Genomic DNA, 16,701 nt, shown 5'->3' on the forward strand with positions numbered 1-16,701 from the left:
TGCAGCGAAAGCAACGACTATGCATCCGATGTCGTATTCACCTTCAAATTGCGTACCGACGTTAGGTGCATGGCGTCAACAAGCATCAAGCGGAGCAGTTGGCTACAGACTTTGGCCAGCAAGACTGCCTACACCGCAATCCTGGGCCTTCCCGACGCGACCGCTACGACCTGCGCATCAATGAAGAGACGCTGACCCTCGACGGTCGAAACTCGATATTCGATAGCGGTGTCGATCTCAGCACTGTCGGTGCCTGCATCGCTTGCCGTTTGTGCGACAATAGCGCGGACATCGGCTTCGGCGGCCGCGATGGCCGCAGCCTCGTAAAGGAAATCGCGAACTCTCCCCCCAGAAGCCACGCGGAAAAGTCCCTCTTTGGGCTGGCTGACCTGTGCCTCGGCCGACACACGCACCTGGCCGACAACAGCCCCAAGAGCATTGGCGACGTCGGTGTCTTCCGGCACCAAGCAGTCGTTGCCGATGAGCAGCGGCAACCCTGCATAGTGCAACGGCGCCGAGGCACCGAGTCCGATAACTGGACGGTCGAGCGCAACGCATAAGCGGGCTATGCCGGGGTGCGCGTCGACAGCGCGCTGCACCAGCGCGTGCGCGACGGTCGCGGCACCGTTGAGCCCGTCCTCGGCGAAGGCGGTCTCAAGGATCACTTCGGCCGACCAGCGTGTCAGCGTCACCAGCACGCGCTCGGAGATCGCTTCAGGGGAGGCGGCGATGGGATGGCCGCGGCCGTCGCGCTTGCGGGCAAACAGTTCCGCACCCAGCCGGGCAGCGAAAGGATCCCAGTTCGACTGCTTGCCAAGCACATGGGCGGCATCCGAGGGCGTGAAGCCGGAGACATGCACCAATCCGCGGGCCACCAGCCGCTTGAGTGTGGCGTTTCGGGCATTTGCGGTGAGCAGTTTGTCCAAAGCCACCGCTGTGGCGCCGATTGCCTCGTAAAGTCGGGATTCGGGTGCAGTAAGGCCGGCAGCGAGCTTTTCCGGCATGCCCGTGCGCACGGCAAAGCGCCCGTCTGCACGGCCGGGATTGGGTGACCAGGCGGCGCGGCCCGAGCAGGATTTCTGGGTTGAGCACGCCCTCTTCCAGCGCAACTTCGGAATCGCCACCAAGGCCGAAAGTGCGCATGGCCACCGCCTCGACCATGGTGCGGAAGCCGCCGACGGTAGCGCCTTCGGGATCAAGCCGCGGACGGCCCTTGTCCAGCACCGCGACGTCGGTTGTGGTACCACCGATGTCGGAGACAACTGCGTTATCGAGCCCGGTCATGTGGCGGGCGCCTACCAGGCTGGCAGCGGGACCGGAGAGGATGGTCTCGATCGGCCGCTGGCGGGCAAAGGCCGCCGACACCAGCGCACCGTCACCACGAACCACCATCAGGGGAGCGGATATATTGCGCTGCTCGAGAAAGCCTTCGGTCGCCGCCACCAAGCGGTCGATCATTGAGATCAGTCTGGCGTTAAGCAATGTGGTGAGCGCCCGGCGCGGGCCGCCGAGCTTAGCTGAGAGCTCATGGCTGGCGGTGACCGGTAGCCCAGTCTTCTCACGGATCATGTTTCGGGCAGCGATCTCATGCGCAGGGTTGCGCGTAGCGAAATATGCGCAGACAGCGAAACCAGAGACCGAGCCGCCAAGCTCTGGCAATGCCGCTTGCAGGCCTGATAGGTCTAGTCCTGCAGTATTGCCGTGAACGTCGTGCCCTCCCGGACAAAACACGACCGGATCGGTGCCGAGGGCGGTCCCAAGCCCGTCACGCGCAAGATCGGCCTCGGAAAAGCCGATCATAATCAGGGCCACGCGGCCGCCCTGGCCCTCGACCAGCGCGTTGGTCGCAAGAGTCGTCGACATCGAGACCAGTTTGACATCGGTCGGATCGGTACCCGCCCTCTGCAGAACGGCGTCGACAGCGCCGGCGATGCCGACGGCGAGATCATGCCTCGTCGTCAGCGCTTTGGCCTTGGCCAAGACCTTGCCCTTGCTGGGCCCTAGCTGGGGACCCTCGGTCTCAGACCACAGCACGGCATCAGTGTATGTGCCGCCAGTGTCGATGCCGAGGAACAGCGGCTTAGCCTTGGTCTTGGTCCTCACGACCGATAGCCATTCGGCTGGGATCCGCCGGTCTCACGCCTCAGTTCGGACGCAGCAAATCCGCCGTTTTGCAAAACGCACATGGCGGGCATCGATAAGTTCCTCAGCGAGCCGGACGACCCGCCGTAACCTGTTCCATGACGCACCCGCACACCGCTATGCTTGGGCTTTTGTCAGCTTGGCCCGATACTCTTCATCCAAGATGGCGGGCAAAGAAATTTTCTTGGTGCGCGCACCGTCGACGGAGATCATTTCGCCGCTCACGAAACTGGAATCGTCACTTGCCAACCACAGGACTGCGTTGGCTACCTCCTTAGGAGCTCCAATCCTCCCCACCGGGTGAAGCTGCCCCAATTCGCGCTCGATCAAATCCCGGTCGGGATGCATCTCGACGTAGGCACGATTTAGGTCGGTGTCGATCCAACCCGGGCAGACCGTGTTACAACGGATACCATCAGGCCCCAGGTCCACGGACAGGCCGAGCGTCAGCCCATGCACGCCGGCTTTCGAGGCCGCGTAGGCGGTATGCCATGGGTTGACCATGTAGCCTTCGACCGAGCCGATGTTGACGATGGTCCCTCCGCCCTGCCGTCTCATTTCAGGGACAACGTATTTTGTCATCAGAAAGGGTCCGCGCAGATTGACCGCCATGAGCCGGTCCCACTCGTCGGCTGTCTGGTCATCAATGGACTTGTGGATGACCAAGCCCGCATTGTTCACCAGAATGTCGATGCTCCCGCATTTCTGCAGGACGTCATCGACAAAGGTGCGGATTGAAACCTCTTTTGAGACGTCGAGACCGATAGTCGTAATTCCACCAGCGCCGCCGTTTTCGGAAGGCCGATCGTCGCGCAGATCGCCCACCACAACGATGGCGCCTTCGTCAGCAAGCCTCTCCGCGATCGCACGCCCAATGCCCTGGTTGCCGCCTGTAACGATGGCCACCTTGCCTGATACCCGATTACCCAAAACGTCCTCCTATCCTGCCGTGAAACCGCCATCTATCGGAATAGCTACCCCCGTGATGTGCCTGGCACCCTCGCTCGCAAGGAAAAGCGTCAAACATGCAATCTCCCTGGCGGTCGCCACACGTCCCTGCGGTATGGAATCGACATTTCTCTGCAGGATTTCTTCGGCAGTAACAGGCTTGTTATGGGCCGAGATGAGCATCGGTGTATCAACGGCACCAGGGCACACGGCGTTGATGGTGATTTGCTCTTTGGCGTGGTCAAGGGCCATGGCTTGAGTCATTAGAACGACCGCACCCTTGGAGGCACAGTAGGCAACCAGCCCTGGGCAGCCAACCAAACCAACATTTGAAGCTATATTGACAATGCTCCCGCCGCCGGTCGTTCGCATGGATTTCACGGCGGCGCGGCTGAAGTAAAACACGCCGTTGACGTTGGCCTCAAAGGTCTGCAGCCAGTCGTTATCCGTAGTGTCCACGGCCTTTCCACGCCTGATGATGCCGGCGCTGTTAACCAGCACATCAACCTTGCCAAAGTGTTCTACGCAAGTATTCACGACATGGTCCGCGAACGCCGAGTCACCCACATCCCCTAGCATCAATTGTGCAGTGCAACCCAGTTTCTCGACAACCTCCAAGGCTCGGTGACCCCGGTCCCGATCGCGGCCAACCAGTAGCAGTGACGCCCCCGCTGTGGCGAAGGCCTCTGAGATGGCTTCGCCTATTCCGGACGTAGCGCCCGTGACGATAACTGTCTTCTTGGAATGCGTCATATGCCGATTGCCCGTAAAACGATTAGGCCTGACGGAAGTGCCGCCGGGCAGACTTCGTGATCTAGGCCCCCACACCGCTCCTTCGCAAGCGACCAAAAAGTCATGCGTCGGACAAGCTGAAGTCATGACGCCTCCACAGCGGCGATTGAGCCTATCACAGACTTTAGACATGGTCATGACTCCTAGTTATCCAGCCCGGCAGTAATACTTATTTGAATGAAGGTCCGCCGCCGCCTATAGCTCGCTATATCGCGGCGTTCTGCGTGGCCGCGCATGCTGCCTGGCTCGTGCTGCGATCCGCGCAGTGGTTCTGACGAGCTATGATCAAGCTCATCCGCAGACCAAACAAGGAGCGTGCTATGCCGGTTATCCACATCGAAACGTTCAAAGCTGACGACGACAAGAAGGCAGAAATCGCGGCCGAGATCACCAAATTATTCTGCGAGAAGTCTGACCTAAAACCAGAACAGGTTCATGTGGTTTTCGACGAGTACGCGCCGAATAACTGGGCCACCGGCGGTAAGCTCTGGTCACGGATGTAGTTTGATCAGCGTCTGAAACACCCAACAGGCAGCCGTCACGTCGGCAATCTGGTCCCTTAGCCTGACAGCACAGCGGGATAGACCACGGCTGGATGGGAACACCGAAGAGGAATCCATGACCGATCTCGAATTGATTTCACCAGATCCCGACGGGTTCCTTCTGCGAGACACCTGGAGTGATCTGCGACAGTTTCGGCAAATGCCGGACATCGACTTTCAACGGCTCGATAACTACCGTAAGGATCGCCTTAGAGCTGCAATGCGCGAGTCCGGTGTTGCCATGTGTGTGTTGGTGAGCCCGATCACAATCCGTTACGCAATTGACTACAATACCTTCCCTTTGTTCCAATCGCATATCCCGGTCACATATCTCTTTTTGCCCCTCGACGGGCCGATTACCCTTCACCAGGCCTACAGCCGCGGCTCTTCCGCAGACAGGGTCACAGCTGGCAGGCCCCTGTCGTTTTTCGAGGGCGGGTACGAACTGCCAGAGGCCGCGAGGCTTTTCGCCGACGACATCGTGGAGTTTCTGAGTGAAATCGGCACCACCAACCGCAAGGTGGCGGTGGAATATGTGAACCCGAGTATTACCCAGGCGCTGCTGCAGCGCGGGCTGGAGGTCATTGACGCCGTCGACATCGTCGAAGGGGCTCGCATCATCAAGTCGGACGACGAAATCGCCTGCATCAGGTGGGCGTGTGCCGTTGCCGAGCACGGCATAGCACGGATGCAGGAAAGCATTGGGCCTGGGGTAACTGAAGTTCAGCTCTGGGGGATCCTAAACTACACCAACTTGGCCAACCAGGGCGGCTGGCACGAGGGGCGCATGCTGGCGTCCGGCCCGCGGATCAATCCGTGGCTTCAGGAAGCCACCCAGCGGGTCATCGAACCCGGAGACCTGGTCGGATTCGATACCGACATGGTCGGTCCATTCGGCTATTTCTGCGATGTTTCCCGGACATTCTATTACGGGAAAGACCGGCCTAGCGCCCGGCAGCGCCAACTCTACAGGTATGCCTATGATGAGTTGCATACCAACATGAAGCTCATCCGTCCGGGTCTCACCATGAAGGACCTGCAAGCGCAGGCTTGGCCAGTGCCGGAAGAGTTCCAAGAGCAAGCTTACACGTGCCTAATTCACGGAGTCGGAATGTGCGACGAATATCCGCAAGTTAAGCCAATCTTTAGAGGGCCCATCGCCTACGAAGCGACCCTTGAAGCTGGCATGGTGATTTGCGTTGAATCCTACATTGGCGCAGTCGGGGAACGTGATGGTGTGAAGCTTGAGGAACAGGTTCTGGTAACGGCTGACGGGTACGAATTGCTGTCGACTTACCCTTTCGAAGAGCGCCTGCTGAACTAAATCTAACAAGACCGGACCCAACGTGAATTCCCGTCAACCTCAAAGGAAGATTCAATTCCTGCCCTAGAGAGATGAAATCACATTTCGGCAGCTCAGGACCCCGAGCATTGAGGATAAAGCTATGAGCGCTCTACGCGACGGCCCGGCATCGCCGCTGTTCCGACCTGTGCGATTTGATGGCACATTAACGTTTGAGGACCTTGCAAAGCATGAAGCCGTATCCGCCGATTTAGCTAAGGCAGTCCCCTTTGCACATTCAGGATCTTGTGTGGCCTGGGGTATACCATTCGAGATCGAACGCCCACTTATAGTCTATAACAAGTCAATTACAGTCGAGATTCCGTCTGTGACGGCTCGGTGGTTCGTGTTCATGCACGCCTCTGACATTCGTCCGCTTACACCTGACCGGACCGGCATGATCTCTCCAATGCGAGGAATTGGCCAACTAAGCGAACATGCGGCTAATTATTTTCTGATCTACAACGACGGCTCAGAGGAAGGGGCCAAAATCCGGCGGCGCCATCAGGTGGGGTCGTTTCATTTTAGATGGGGCGAGCATTGCACCCGTGCCGTCGGGGCAATCAAGCCACGTCCTTTAGCTATCAATGAGGCTGGCCAGCCGAGGCCCATTAGCGACGCGTCCGCCTATCGACACCCAATCGAGTGGGGAATTCGCCAGCAGCAGGTTATTTTCGAGGACGGACAATGGATGAATTTTCTCTGGGCCTTCGAAAACCCCTGCCCAGAGAAGGCCGTGGAAGCGATTCGGTTTGAACCCATGTGTGGCAGCTTGATTGTCTCTGGGGTTTCCGCAGGCAACACCCACTCAATGCCACTTCGTTGGAATAGGCGCAAAAAAGCTTTATTCAGAATGCCGTCCGAATTCAGCTTTGACCCTAAGCTTGACGAGCACAGTCTCCTAAGCCAGCTTCAACTCGATCTCGGACAAGTTATTTCAGCCAAACCTAGGTTAGTGTACCCATCACAGGATTGGGAAAATACTCGCCAAAACCTTCAACCAGAAATGAGCCCGAACGAAATAGTCGTTGAATATTCGGCGCATCCGGATGCCCGCTTCCATGTCCTCGGAACCGAAACTATTTCAGTTGGAGATCTTGACGCCGTCATTCCGCAAAGCAAGACCACGCTGCAGTCGATCATTCCAGCGGACCAACGTGTCGTCCTTCGTGTCGTCGAAAAGGGAGAGAATAAGCCCGTTCCGGTAAAGCTCCACGTGCATGGCTCTATAGGCGAATATCTGGCTCCGATTGACCGCAACCGCAATCCGAGCCCAAGAGTGCTCGAAAATTATAGCATGGAGCAATGGCACGGCCCACATCTTTCCACATACATCTCAGGCGAAACGGCGATCGAATTGCCATTGGGTGACATTTACCTAGAGATTACCAAAGGATTTGAGATCAAACCAATCCGGCGGAAGTTGACGGTCACTCGGCAAACAGAGCAGGTGACGCTAGAGCTGGAAAAGGTGCTTCGCTGGCGCGAAGATGGGTGGGTTACGGCCGATACACATGTCCATTTCCTTGCACCGGCAACAGCTTCGCTGGAAGGCGCGGCTGAGGGCGTGAACGTCGTCAATCTCCTAGCTACGCAGATGGGAGAAATGATGGCCAATGTCGCCGACTTCGACGGTTCGACAACGTTCGGAAGTATTGCTAGCGGGGGTGACGGTGAGTTCCTCCTCCGCGTTGGTACGGAGAACCGACAACGCGTCCTCGGTCACATATCGCTGCTAGGATACTCGGGCAATATCATCACGCCGTTGTGCGCCGGAGGCCCGGAGGAGTCGGCCATTGGCGATCCCGTTAATGTCCTTCTTACCGAATGGGCTCAGCAATGTCGGAGGCAAGGAGGACTAGTTGTTCTGCCCCACTTCCCGGATCCCAGAATGGAGAATGCCGCTACAATAATTTTGGGAGAAGCTGACGCCGTCGAGATGGCATCATTTGCAGACTTTTACAGTGGCATAGATCCCTACTCCATCTCCGACTGGTACAGATATCTAAACAATGGATTTCTGATACCGGCAGTGGCCGGAACCGACAAGATGTCCGCAGAGTTCGCCATAGGCACAGTACGAACCTACTCAAAGATTCCAAATAACTTACAATTTACTTATGAAACATGGATGGATTCTGTCCGCGTTGGCCATACCTTTATAACGTATGGACCGCTGTTGGATTTCAACGTTAACGGCGCTCCAATGGGCAGCACCATAAATCTATCTTCATCGGGTGGATTGGTCGATGTCTGTTGGAACGTAGCAAGCGTTATTATGCCGATGACCAAGGTTGACCTGATTGTCAACGGCGAAGTCAGAGAAAGCCGTACCGTTAAGCCTGGGGAGGATGCTGGTAGCTGGTCTTTCCGTGTCACAAAAAGCTCCTGGATCGCATTGCTGGTACGCGCGAGATACGACGATAAACCTGAGGTGATTGCCGCACACTCATCGGCAATCATGATCAACGTTGAGGGCTCTGCACTATTCGCGGCGGCTGACGCACTGACGATCCTGGACCAGATTGAGGGATCCATGGCGTACATTGAAACTATTGGAACGCGAGCAGAAACGTCACGGTATAAGGAGATGCGACTGATGCTCCAGTCCGCGCATCGGCGTCTTCACAATCGTATGCATCAAATGGGAGTTTATCACGCCCACAATGTCGCCACGCACCATTCAGAGCATGATGAATGACAGCTTACTGTAAGGCGTCTACAGATATCGGGAGAGAGCATTATGGAGATCCGATGATACGAGCCAAATCCCTCAGACTCGCCTTGGTGGCAATCGTTCTTGTAGCCGCATGCAGACCTGCATTATCGCATATCGGGATCGGATCAGCCAATTCCTTTGCTGCTGGATTTGCTCACCCTTACGGCCATGGTTGCCGTAGGCCTGTGGGCGGCTTTAAAGGGTGGCCGCGCGATGTTGGCTTGGCCGGCTGCGTTTGTTAGCCTCATGATCTGTGGCGGCACGCTTGGAGTGCTCGATGTCCCACTCCCCTTCGTCGAGCCCGTTATTCTTGCCTCACTGGTAACGCTTGGCCTGCTAGTTGCAAACGCAGTGGACCTGCCGGTTGCAGTAGGAGCGATTGTCGTCGGCCTTTTCGCGTTTTTTCATGGCCACGCACACGGCACCGAGATTCCGACCACGGCGGGGGGCCTCGAATATTTCGCCGGCTTCGCCCTTGCGACGGCGCTCCTGCACGGCGCCGGCGTCGGTTTTGCGCTCTCGCGGGGCCGGCGGCTGCGCGGCCTGGTGCGACTGGAGGGCGCCGCGACCGTCGCAGCAGGCCTAGGTCTTATGGTGGGTGCGCGATAGCGACCGGTCCTTGCCGCGGCAGCGAGCTTTCACCGATATTCTGGGCGGCCGGAAGGATCGGCTTGGGCTCGAGGAAGGCTTCCGTGTTTAGTGCGCGTAGATCCACTGATGTGCACAACTGAACGGCTCCGCCGGCGTCCCGCAACTCCTCCAACAGGCTTCAAGGGGGAGGCGCGCCATTTGACGATTCACCGCGCTTGTTTCGTCGACTTCGGAAGTTATCCCCAGACGCGGTCATTACCTGTGGTTATCCAGGCGAGAATTAATACTCATTTGATGGGCTCTTCCCCAGAGCGTACAGGTTAACCCCAAGGTTTCTGCATCGCTGTAGGCCGGCTTTCTAGGCATGAGGTTCCGGAGGCTCATAGTTGACCGCGACGGAATGTGTTCCAACTCGACAATGGATGGTGTCTATCTAGCGGTCATTGTTGACAAATGCCAGATCGATGTGGCTAGACGCCGCGCATAAGGTAAGTACCGCTGGATGGGGGGGGTGGGGAGTCCGCCTAATTGACGCGCCGGGCCCAACGGACTCTGATTCCAGTATTCGAGCAGCTAAAAAGAAGGGAATTTAGCTATGAAGATCAAGACTGCAATTCTTGCCTCGCTTCTGTTGGGTATGTCCAGCATTTCCCATGCGGCTCAACAAGTCAGACCTGCTTGGGATGGGGTTACCGAAGGTCTCTTTCAAACTTACGCGGTAATGCAGGGGCTAAAAGACCTTGGCTACGACGTGGCCGAACCGAGCCAGCTCGGAATTGAATTATATCACGTTGCCATAGGTAACGGCGACCTTGATTTCGACGCGGAGCATTGGGAGCCTCTTCATGACGCGTTTTGGAAGGAGGCCGGTGGAGATGCCAAGCTCATGCGCGTCGGGAAGCTGTCTAGCGGTGCTGTGCAGGGCTACCTGATTGACAAGAAGACGGCTGATGCAGCCGGGATCAAGTTCCTTGAAGACTTGCAGGATCCAGCCAAGGCGAAGCTGTTCGACATAAATGGAAACGGAAAAGCGGACCTTTACGGCTGCGACCCAGGTTGGGGATGCGAGCGCGTCATCGAACACCAACTCGACGCTTATGGTCTTCGAGGCACTGTCGAGCATCTGCAGGGTGGTTATTTCACAATCATTGCAGACATGATTCAGCACTTCAAGGAAGGCAAGCCTGTGTTGTATTACAGCTGGACGCCTTTTTGGCTTTCAGCTGTGCTGCAACCCGGCAAAGACGTAGTATGGTTAAACGTTAAGCATACCGAGCTTCCCGATGGCCAGACAGGCGATACGATAGTGCCCGGGCTCGGAAATCTGGGCTTCCCGGTGAATGACGTGAAGGTGATCGCAAACACTGCGTTCCTCAAAGCCAATCCTTCGGCCAAGAAGTTTTTCGAGCTTGTTCAGATTCCGATTGAGGACATCAATGCTGAGAACCTTCTCATATCCAAGGGCGAAAAATCCAACGAACAGATCATGAAGCACACGACAGATTGGATCGCCGCCCACAAATCCCAATGGGATATGTGGATTTCGGAGGCAAAGGCGGCCAAGTAGTTAGACAGCGGCGCCGCCAGCCATTCGCCGCGGTAGACCGCCGTCCGCCAGCCTTTCGAGCCGACGCACAGCGGGGTGTCGCATACTCAGGAAGCCCTACGAGAACTTACCTCGTGTCCGGCATCGTGCCCGTGGGCGCCTCGTATATTGGGCAGATACAGGAATGACTGAGGGATGGGAATGATGGGCTCTGAAGCCGCGGCTTGGATATCTGACCAAGTTGGCGAGACCGTTCTCGCCGACACCCATGAGCACTTGGTTGAGGAATCCAGGCGCACATCTCACCAAAGCGATTGGCTTCTACCCTGCGATGACTGGTCTTTGCTCTTTAGAGAATACCTTCAGGACGATCTTCATTCAGCGGGAATGAGCCTGGCGGCCGAGCGGCGGTTTTATGATCCGGAGGTTTCCGCAGCGGTCAAGTTCAATATAGTCTCGCCCTTTTGGGAGCGGGTTCAACACACAGGTTATGCTCAGGCATTCAGTCTAACGATCAAGGACCTCTACGGCGTCAAGTCGTTTACTCTTGAAAACATCGATCTGCTCGCCCACCAATATCATGCAATAAAGAAGCCTGGTTTTTACGAGCATATTTTGAAGAGAGTTTGTCGCATTTCGCTATGTCAAGTGAATTCCTTGGAGCGGATTTACATGGAGACGGCTCAACCATCTCTCCTCCAGCAAGACCTTAGCATTATGGAGCTGAGCCGGTGCAGTCTTGCAGACATTGTGAAGGTCAAAGCAGAGCTTGGCGTCGAGATTAATTCATTCGGTGATTGGCTGGCGGCAATCGACCGCTATTTCGAGCGCTTTGGAAGGAGCGCCGTCGCGGTGAAGTACGTAGGGGCGTATTACAGGGCCTTAAACTTCGCACAGGTCGATCGTCATGATGCGGAGCGTCATTTTTCTACACTCATCGCACCACGTCCCTTCATCGGCCCAGAAGGCGCTCAGGCACTTGAGGATTACCTGTTTCACTACTGTCTCAGGAAGGCTCAGGACTATAGGTTGCCTGTGAAAATCCACACAGGATATCATGCCGGCAAAAATGCTATGCCTCTCGCCAGAGTCCGGGAGAACGCAAATGATGCCTGTAGGTTACTGCAGTCTTATCCACAGATCAGATTTGTACTTATGCATATCGGCTATCCATACCAAGACGAATATATTGCGCTTTCAAAACAATACAGCAATGCGTATGTCGACATGTGCTGGGCATGGATTATCAACCCGGTCGCTTCTGCTCGTTTCCTGGCAGAGTTTATGGTCTCAGTGCCAGCCAACAAGATTCTCACGTTCGGCGGTGATTATATCATCGCGGAAAATATTGTCGGTCATAGTAAGATCGCCCGCCGAGGCATCGGGGAAGCTATTTCAGCAATGGTTCATGGCGGCTGGATTGACCGGGGCGCAGTCCCCGACTTGATTGCCCGTCTCATGCACCGCAATGCAGAGGAATTATTCTCCAATGGCGCCAATTGTGGGTAAGGGCGGCCCAGTGCGAGATAAAGTGGAAAGTCGTAGGCTTCAGGACTGCAGCATCTTTATCGCAGACGATAATTATACGCTGGACCTCGAATTGACTGACGCCCTTGTCAAGGCAGGTGCGACCGTCATCTATCCGACCGATACGATTGAGGACGCCCTGGACGTCATCATGTCCTCGTCCTCTATTGACGGTGCCGTTCTCAGTGTGAACCTGCAAGGAGAAACGACGTTCGCAGCCGCCGAGCACCTGGTGCGGCGTCAAATACCGTTCGTATTCCTCGTAGGTCCTAATGATTTCCCTGAGGTATTCGGCGATACGGATCGCTTTGAAAAGCCTGTCAACATCGGCCATCTAACAGGGGTGTTGGAGAACCTGATCTCATATCTCGCGATTAGCGTGCGGGAGCAGAGCTTCTCTTCAGCTTTGGCCATGGTGCAGATTCCGACGATTTGCCCGACAGCATCCCGATTAAAAGCCTGACGCTCTGTGGCATCATTTGAATAAGCAGGCGATGGCATAGGAAAACCGAGGATATTGTCGATGCGAGATGCGAGGTCGACATCTGTATGTGGGTAAGACCTTATGTCCTTTCTGGTTGCCGGCTGTGAAGTGGTTCGCCCTTTCTCTGAATATGATGGCGAACCACATGACCCTCCGAGGGCCCCTAGATAGACATATACAACGGAGTCAGCATGCATTCAGTCGCGAAGTTTCGTCACCTGGCCGTCGAGGTCACCGCCTGACTTTATCAGTAACCGAGAGCGGCGTTGACAATCTCACGAAATGTCCGTTCGACGCGGCGTTGATGAGATAGCCGCCGGGGAATGCGCGGACCGTCCACGCTTGGCGGATATCATTGGAAAAGGCCGTATCAAGCACGATCATGCGATGATCAGCAAGGACGCCCAGCCCACAGGGAACTTGGCGATCCGTTTCCGAAGGCGGACAACGCCAGATCTTCTAATCCACCAGATCAAACAAGGACCACTGTCGAATGACAACGTTAGCCCTCACCGGCGACAGCATCATCCAAAGGCGACTGAACAGTACCACGGACCCCGATCTTGTTCCGTTGTTCGATATCGTTCGTGACGCCGATGCTGCCTTCACCAATCTCGAAGTCCTGCCAACGATTATCGAGGTGATCCTGCGTTTGACAGCGGAGGATCACATTTCGGCGCACCGGCCTGGGTGCTTGACGAGTTGGTGGAGGCCGGCTTTGACATGTTCGCCACGTCGACCAATCATAGCTTGGACTACAGCATTTCCGGCCTCGAATATGCCCTTGATCAGTTAGACCGCCGACATCTTTGTCACGCCGGTTGTGGTCGGCATCTTGAGGAAGCCAGACAGGTTTCGTACCTCACAACGCCATCCGCAACTGTAGGAATGGTTGCGTGTGCTTCGACTTTCGCCAGAGGGCAACAGGCAAGTAGGCAGACGAGGGCTATGCAAAGAAGGCCTGGTCTGAACCCGCTTCGCGTTGAAAAACCTATATGAGGTCTCACCAGAGCAGCTTGAGCAAATAAAGAGCATCGCTCTGGATTTGGAGATTGAGCAGCTCCGGCGCCTCGATTCGATCTCGGTTTTGGCTTCCAGGCGCCAGTCGACATTTTTCCATTCAATGGGATGAATTTCCGGGCAGGTGCTCAGCTCAGGCATCTCCAGAAGCCCAACAAGCAGGATCTTTTCGATATCTTGCGATGGGTCGAAGAGGCGCGACGCATGTATGACATAGTATCAGTGAGCATACACGCGCACGAACAGGGGAAGGCTGAAGATGAACCTGCTGAATTTATTTCTAAGTTTGCTTATGCGTGTATAGATGCCGGGGCCGATGTCTTTGTAGGTCATGGACCGCACGTTGTAAGAGGCCTAGAGTTCTATAAGAAGAAACCGATATTTTACAGCCTCGGAAATTTTATCGGGCAGAATGAGCTAGTACAGAGTCTGCCAGGAGATTCGTATGGCCACTTCCGGGTAGAGGAAAACCTTACACCTGGCGGCTTAATCAAGTTGTGTGCGTCAAGTTCTGCAAAAATGGCGTGGCATTCAGCGGTGATGTTGGCGTGTCCGCCGCGCAGCCCCCGTGTTTAGCGGAGCGGCGGACATGGCGGCCGCGTCTCAGGCGGCCAGTGCCCTCAGGTTCTCCTTCTTGTGCTCGCGCAGATGATCCATGTTGAGGTAAGCGGGTCGCCTCGAGCCAGTTCTCGTGGATCTCCACCGCCAATGCCCGAACCAGCCGCAAACAGCTCTGCGGGTTGGGGAAGATGTGAACGACCAGGGTGCGCCGCTTGATCTCCTGGTTCAGCCGCTCCAGCATGTTCGTCGACTTCATGTGCTTGTGATGCGGCAGCGGCAGCCGATAGAAGCTCAGCGTCTCCTCGATGTTGTTCTCCACCCAATCCACCAGCTTCGGGTATTTGGCCTGCCATTTGGCGATCCACTGCGCCAGGTCGCGCTTGACCTCGCGAGGTCGCGCCGGTCATAGAACCATCTGAGCTCCATCAGGCAGTCGTCATCGACCTTGCGCGGCACATAATCGAGCGCGTTTCTGAGGAAGTGCACGTAACAGCGCTGCCAGACAGCCTCGGGCAGGACTTCCCGGATCGCTGCCCTGAGCCCCGGATGTTCGTCGGAGACGACAAACTCGACGCCGGCGAGCCCGCGCTGCTTGAGCCCTGCCACGAACGCGCGCCAGCTCGAATGGCTTTCCCGGTTGGCCAGTTCGACACCGAGCACCTGGCGCCGGCCCTCCCAGTCGACCCCGATCGCCACCAAGACCGCCTGGCTGGCGATCACGCCGGCCTCGCGCGCCCGCTCGTAGCGCGCATCCAGAATGAGGTACGGGTAAGGTTCGGCAAGCCGCTGCTCAAAGAACGCCTTCAGGGCTTCATCCAGCCGCGCCGTCGCCTGGCTTACCGTCGGGGCCGAGAAGGAATGGCCGCACAGCTCCTCGGTGATCGCCTTGACCTTCCGGGTCGACACACCTTGCACGTACATCTCGACCAGCGCCGATACCAGTGCCTTCTCCGAGCGCTGATAACGCTCAAACAACTCCGTCGAGAACCGGCCGGCCCGATCTTGCGGAACCCGAAGCTCCAGCACGCCAACCCGCGTCACAAGCTTGCATTCGTAATAGCCGGACCGGTAACCAACCCGCTCCGTCGTCCGCTCGCCTTTCTCGGCCCCGATCGCCTCCGTCATCTCGGCTTCCAAAGTCTCCTGCACCACAGTCTGCAAAACTCTGCGGAAGCCGTCCTCATCCGACAACAGCAACGCTTTCAACTCGCCTCTGCTCAGTCTAACGTCTCGCTTGGTCATGGCACTTACCCTTCCACGGGAATCGGTGATCGCAACGTCACCAGCGTGCCATGGCCGCCCCTCGCCTCAGAGTAAGGGCTGTTCTCTCTCCAGAGCTTTTGCAGAACCTTCAGGACACTATCCTTAATCAAAAAGCCTACCGATAGTGACCGCATCGGATTTCCTGCATATCCTCGATATTGGCAGACTGTATTACCAATCTGCGAAATTTCAAGATCATGAGCTCGTTTCCCAGACTGTCCACCCAGTATGGCTGGGTCTCGGCGAAGCTCGTCATCGCCGGGGCAGGCCGAGACGGGCTTCAGGTGAAATGGCATCAATCATTCTCGAGCGCTTCGCAGCCCTCTCCCGGCCGTTTGGGACTAAGCTAGACATGAATAAGGAGGCCTATAGCCTGATCGCCAAGAACCTAGGCGGACTGAGTTAGGGAGTCGGCATCAGGGTCAGTTTCGGGAGCTTGCGGAGGTTCTGGGCTGCGGCTGCGAGGTGGAACTCATCCTCGGCACCATTCGGTCCTCGCAATCAGAAGTTATCGAACTTCAGGATCCGCTTGAGGTGGGGGAACAACATCTCGACCTCGGTAGCAGTCCCCGCGCGCACCTTTCTCATGGAGCTTGCGGTCAGGCGCAGCAATCTCCTTTGTGCCGTCGCAGGTGGCGGATCCGTCCCCGTCAGAATGCAAGATTGCACCCGCCCGAAGAAGGCGTTGCGCGCCTCTCTTGCAGACCTCGCGGTGGAGGAATGTAGCCCGGCCTGCAACGGCTCCAGGATCGGCATGCCGTTGACCTTGCCCCTCTGATCTAATCCGGTTTGAAGTTCGTTCTGGCCCATCGAGAGGACCAGGACATGAAACGCAGCCGCTTCTCTGAAGAGCAGATCATCGGAATTTTGAAGGAACACGAGGCCGGGGTATCGGTTGCCGATCTGTGCCGCAAGCACGGGGTCAGCGACGCCTCGATCTACAACTGGAAGGCCCGCTTCGGCGGGATGGATGTGTCCGAGGCTCGGCGACTGAAGGCGCTGGAGGACGAGAACACGCGGCTGAAGCGGCTTCTGGCCGACGCCATGCTCGACAATGCCGCGTTGAAGGATCTTGTGGGAAAGAATGTATGGTCCGCCCCGTCCGTGCAAGGGTTCGCGACATCGCCGATGACGATTCCAGTTGCATAATGTATCCGGCCTCTCGCGAGTGGACTGCTGTTGCAGCCAGGCCATGATGAGATCCGCGCACGCCGTTCCCAATAA

General features: G+C 56.6%; 11 protein-coding genes and 5 pseudogenes. 10 read left to right on the forward strand and 6 right to left on the reverse strand.

The genetic code is table 11. The features are described 5' to 3' along the window. Positions 1–128: 128 nt before the first annotated feature. The 3 genes and pseudogenes from AC0L2Y_RS30885 to AC0L2Y_RS30895 all read right to left on the reverse strand — a co-directional run bounded on the left by AC0L2Y_RS30885 (position 129) and on the right by AC0L2Y_RS30895 (position 3,843). A pseudogene (locus tag AC0L2Y_RS30885) lies at positions 129–2,103 on the reverse strand (hydantoinase/oxoprolinase N-terminal domain-containing protein). Positions 2,104–2,259: 156 nt separating this feature from the next. Next, positions 2,260–3,072 carry an SDR family NAD(P)-dependent oxidoreductase gene (locus AC0L2Y_RS30890; RefSeq protein WP_473561687.1) on the reverse strand — a complete coding sequence of 271 codons (813 nt, stop codon included), beginning with the start codon at positions 3,070–3,072 and terminating at the stop codon, positions 2,260–2,262. A 9-nt stretch (positions 3,073–3,081) separates the two neighbouring features. Next, entirely contained in the window at positions 3,082–3,843 is a 762-nt protein-coding gene (locus AC0L2Y_RS30895) for an SDR family NAD(P)-dependent oxidoreductase (RefSeq protein ID WP_473561691.1), read from the reverse strand. 320 nt (positions 3,844–4,163) lie between these two features. Here AC0L2Y_RS30895 and AC0L2Y_RS30900 point away from each other — a divergent pair, with 320 nt between their 5' ends. From AC0L2Y_RS30900 to AC0L2Y_RS30930, 7 genes and pseudogenes are all read left to right on the forward strand, one after another. Beyond that, entirely contained in the window at positions 4,164–4,385 is a 222-nt protein-coding gene (locus AC0L2Y_RS30900; RefSeq protein WP_473561693.1) for a tautomerase family protein, read from the forward strand. Between the two features lie 115 nt (positions 4,386–4,500). Further along, positions 4,501–5,748 carry a M24 family metallopeptidase gene (locus AC0L2Y_RS30905; RefSeq protein WP_473561695.1) on the forward strand — a complete coding sequence of 416 codons (1,248 nt, stop codon included), beginning with the start codon at positions 4,501–4,503 and terminating at the stop codon, positions 5,746–5,748. Between the two features lie 121 nt (positions 5,749–5,869). Then, entirely contained in the window at positions 5,870–8,467 is a 2,598-nt protein-coding gene (locus AC0L2Y_RS30910; RefSeq protein WP_473561697.1) for a CehA/McbA family metallohydrolase, read from the forward strand. Between the two features lie 53 nt (positions 8,468–8,520). Beyond that, positions 8,521–9,094 (forward strand): annotated as a pseudogene (locus AC0L2Y_RS30915) (HupE/UreJ family protein). 577 nt (positions 9,095–9,671) lie between these two features. Next, positions 9,672–10,643: a glycine betaine/L-proline ABC transporter substrate-binding protein ProX gene (gene proX, locus AC0L2Y_RS30920; RefSeq protein WP_473561699.1), complete on the forward strand. Its 972-nt coding sequence runs from the start codon at positions 9,672–9,674 to the stop codon at positions 10,641–10,643. 183 nt (positions 10,644–10,826) lie between these two features. Continuing rightward, positions 10,827–12,131 (forward strand): amidohydrolase family protein, encoded by a 1,305-nt coding sequence (locus AC0L2Y_RS30925; protein WP_473561701.1) that lies wholly within the window; start codon positions 10,827–10,829, stop codon positions 12,129–12,131. After that, positions 12,112–12,612 carry a response regulator gene (locus tag AC0L2Y_RS30930; protein ID WP_473561703.1) on the forward strand — a complete coding sequence of 167 codons (501 nt, stop codon included), beginning with the start codon at positions 12,112–12,114 and terminating at the stop codon, positions 12,610–12,612. The genes AC0L2Y_RS30925 and AC0L2Y_RS30930 overlap by 20 nt, the downstream gene beginning before the upstream one ends. Before the next feature lie 252 nt (positions 12,613–12,864). Here the strand turns inward: AC0L2Y_RS30930 and AC0L2Y_RS30935 are convergent, their stop codons facing one another. Beyond that, positions 12,865–13,017 carry a hypothetical protein gene (locus tag AC0L2Y_RS30935; protein WP_473561705.1) on the reverse strand — a complete coding sequence of 51 codons (153 nt, stop codon included), beginning with the start codon at positions 13,015–13,017 and terminating at the stop codon, positions 12,865–12,867. Between the two features lie 339 nt (positions 13,018–13,356). Here AC0L2Y_RS30935 and AC0L2Y_RS30940 point away from each other — a divergent pair, with 339 nt between their 5' ends. Beyond that, entirely contained in the window at positions 13,357–13,632 is a 276-nt protein-coding gene (locus AC0L2Y_RS30940) for a CapA family protein (protein WP_473561706.1), read from the forward strand. Between the two features lie 225 nt (positions 13,633–13,857). Continuing rightward, on the forward strand, positions 13,858–14,229 hold the full coding sequence (locus AC0L2Y_RS30945; RefSeq protein ID WP_473561708.1) for a CapA family protein: 372 nt from the start codon (positions 13,858–13,860) through the stop codon (positions 14,227–14,229). Here the strand turns inward: AC0L2Y_RS30945 and AC0L2Y_RS30950 are convergent. Together AC0L2Y_RS30950 and AC0L2Y_RS30955 are read right to left on the reverse strand one after the other, a co-directional pair. After that, positions 14,144–15,456, reverse strand: a pseudogene (locus AC0L2Y_RS30950) (IS256 family transposase). The gene AC0L2Y_RS30945 and the pseudogene AC0L2Y_RS30950 sit on opposite strands and share 86 nt — an antisense overlap. Positions 15,457–15,879: 423 nt before the next feature. Continuing rightward, a pseudogene (locus AC0L2Y_RS30955) lies at positions 15,880–16,035 on the reverse strand (IS5/IS1182 family transposase); the annotation flags it as partial. A gap of 267 nt (positions 16,036–16,302) precedes the next feature. On the opposite strand from AC0L2Y_RS30955, the pseudogene AC0L2Y_RS30960 reads away from it, so the two are divergent. After that, positions 16,303–16,566: pseudogene (locus AC0L2Y_RS30960) on the forward strand (transposase); the annotation flags it as partial. Between the last annotated feature and the right edge of the window lie 135 nt (positions 16,567–16,701).

It is taken from the genome of Mesorhizobium sp. WSM4830, from assembly GCF_055811495.1.

Excerpts from the sequence above, each read along its gene's own strand:
- AC0L2Y_RS30895 (WP_473561691.1), bottom strand. The coding sequence starts at position 3,843 with ATGACGCATTCCAAGAAGACAGTTATCGTCACGGGCGCTACGTCCGGA.
- AC0L2Y_RS30900 (WP_473561693.1), top strand. The coding sequence starts at position 4,164 with ATGATCAAGCTCATCCGCAGACCAAACAAGGAGCGTGCTATGCCGGTT.
- AC0L2Y_RS30905 (WP_473561695.1), top strand. The coding sequence starts at position 4,501 with ATGACCGATCTCGAATTGATTTCACCAGATCCCGACGGGTTCCTTCTG.
- AC0L2Y_RS30910 (WP_473561697.1), top strand. The coding sequence starts at position 5,870 with ATGAGCGCTCTACGCGACGGCCCGGCATCGCCGCTGTTCCGACCTGTG.
- proX (WP_473561699.1), top strand. The coding sequence starts at position 9,672 with ATGAAGATCAAGACTGCAATTCTTGCCTCGCTTCTGTTGGGTATGTCC.
- AC0L2Y_RS30925 (WP_473561701.1), top strand. The coding sequence starts at position 10,827 with ATGGGCTCTGAAGCCGCGGCTTGGATATCTGACCAAGTTGGCGAGACC.
- AC0L2Y_RS30930 (WP_473561703.1), top strand. The coding sequence starts at position 12,112 with ATGGCGCCAATTGTGGGTAAGGGCGGCCCAGTGCGAGATAAAGTGGAA.
- AC0L2Y_RS30935 (WP_473561705.1), bottom strand. The coding sequence starts at position 13,017 with ATGATCGTGCTTGATACGGCCTTTTCCAATGATATCCGCCAAGCGTGG.
- AC0L2Y_RS30940 (WP_473561706.1), top strand. The coding sequence starts at position 13,357 with ATGTTCGCCACGTCGACCAATCATAGCTTGGACTACAGCATTTCCGGC.
- AC0L2Y_RS30945 (WP_473561708.1), top strand. The coding sequence starts at position 13,858 with ATGTATGACATAGTATCAGTGAGCATACACGCGCACGAACAGGGGAAG.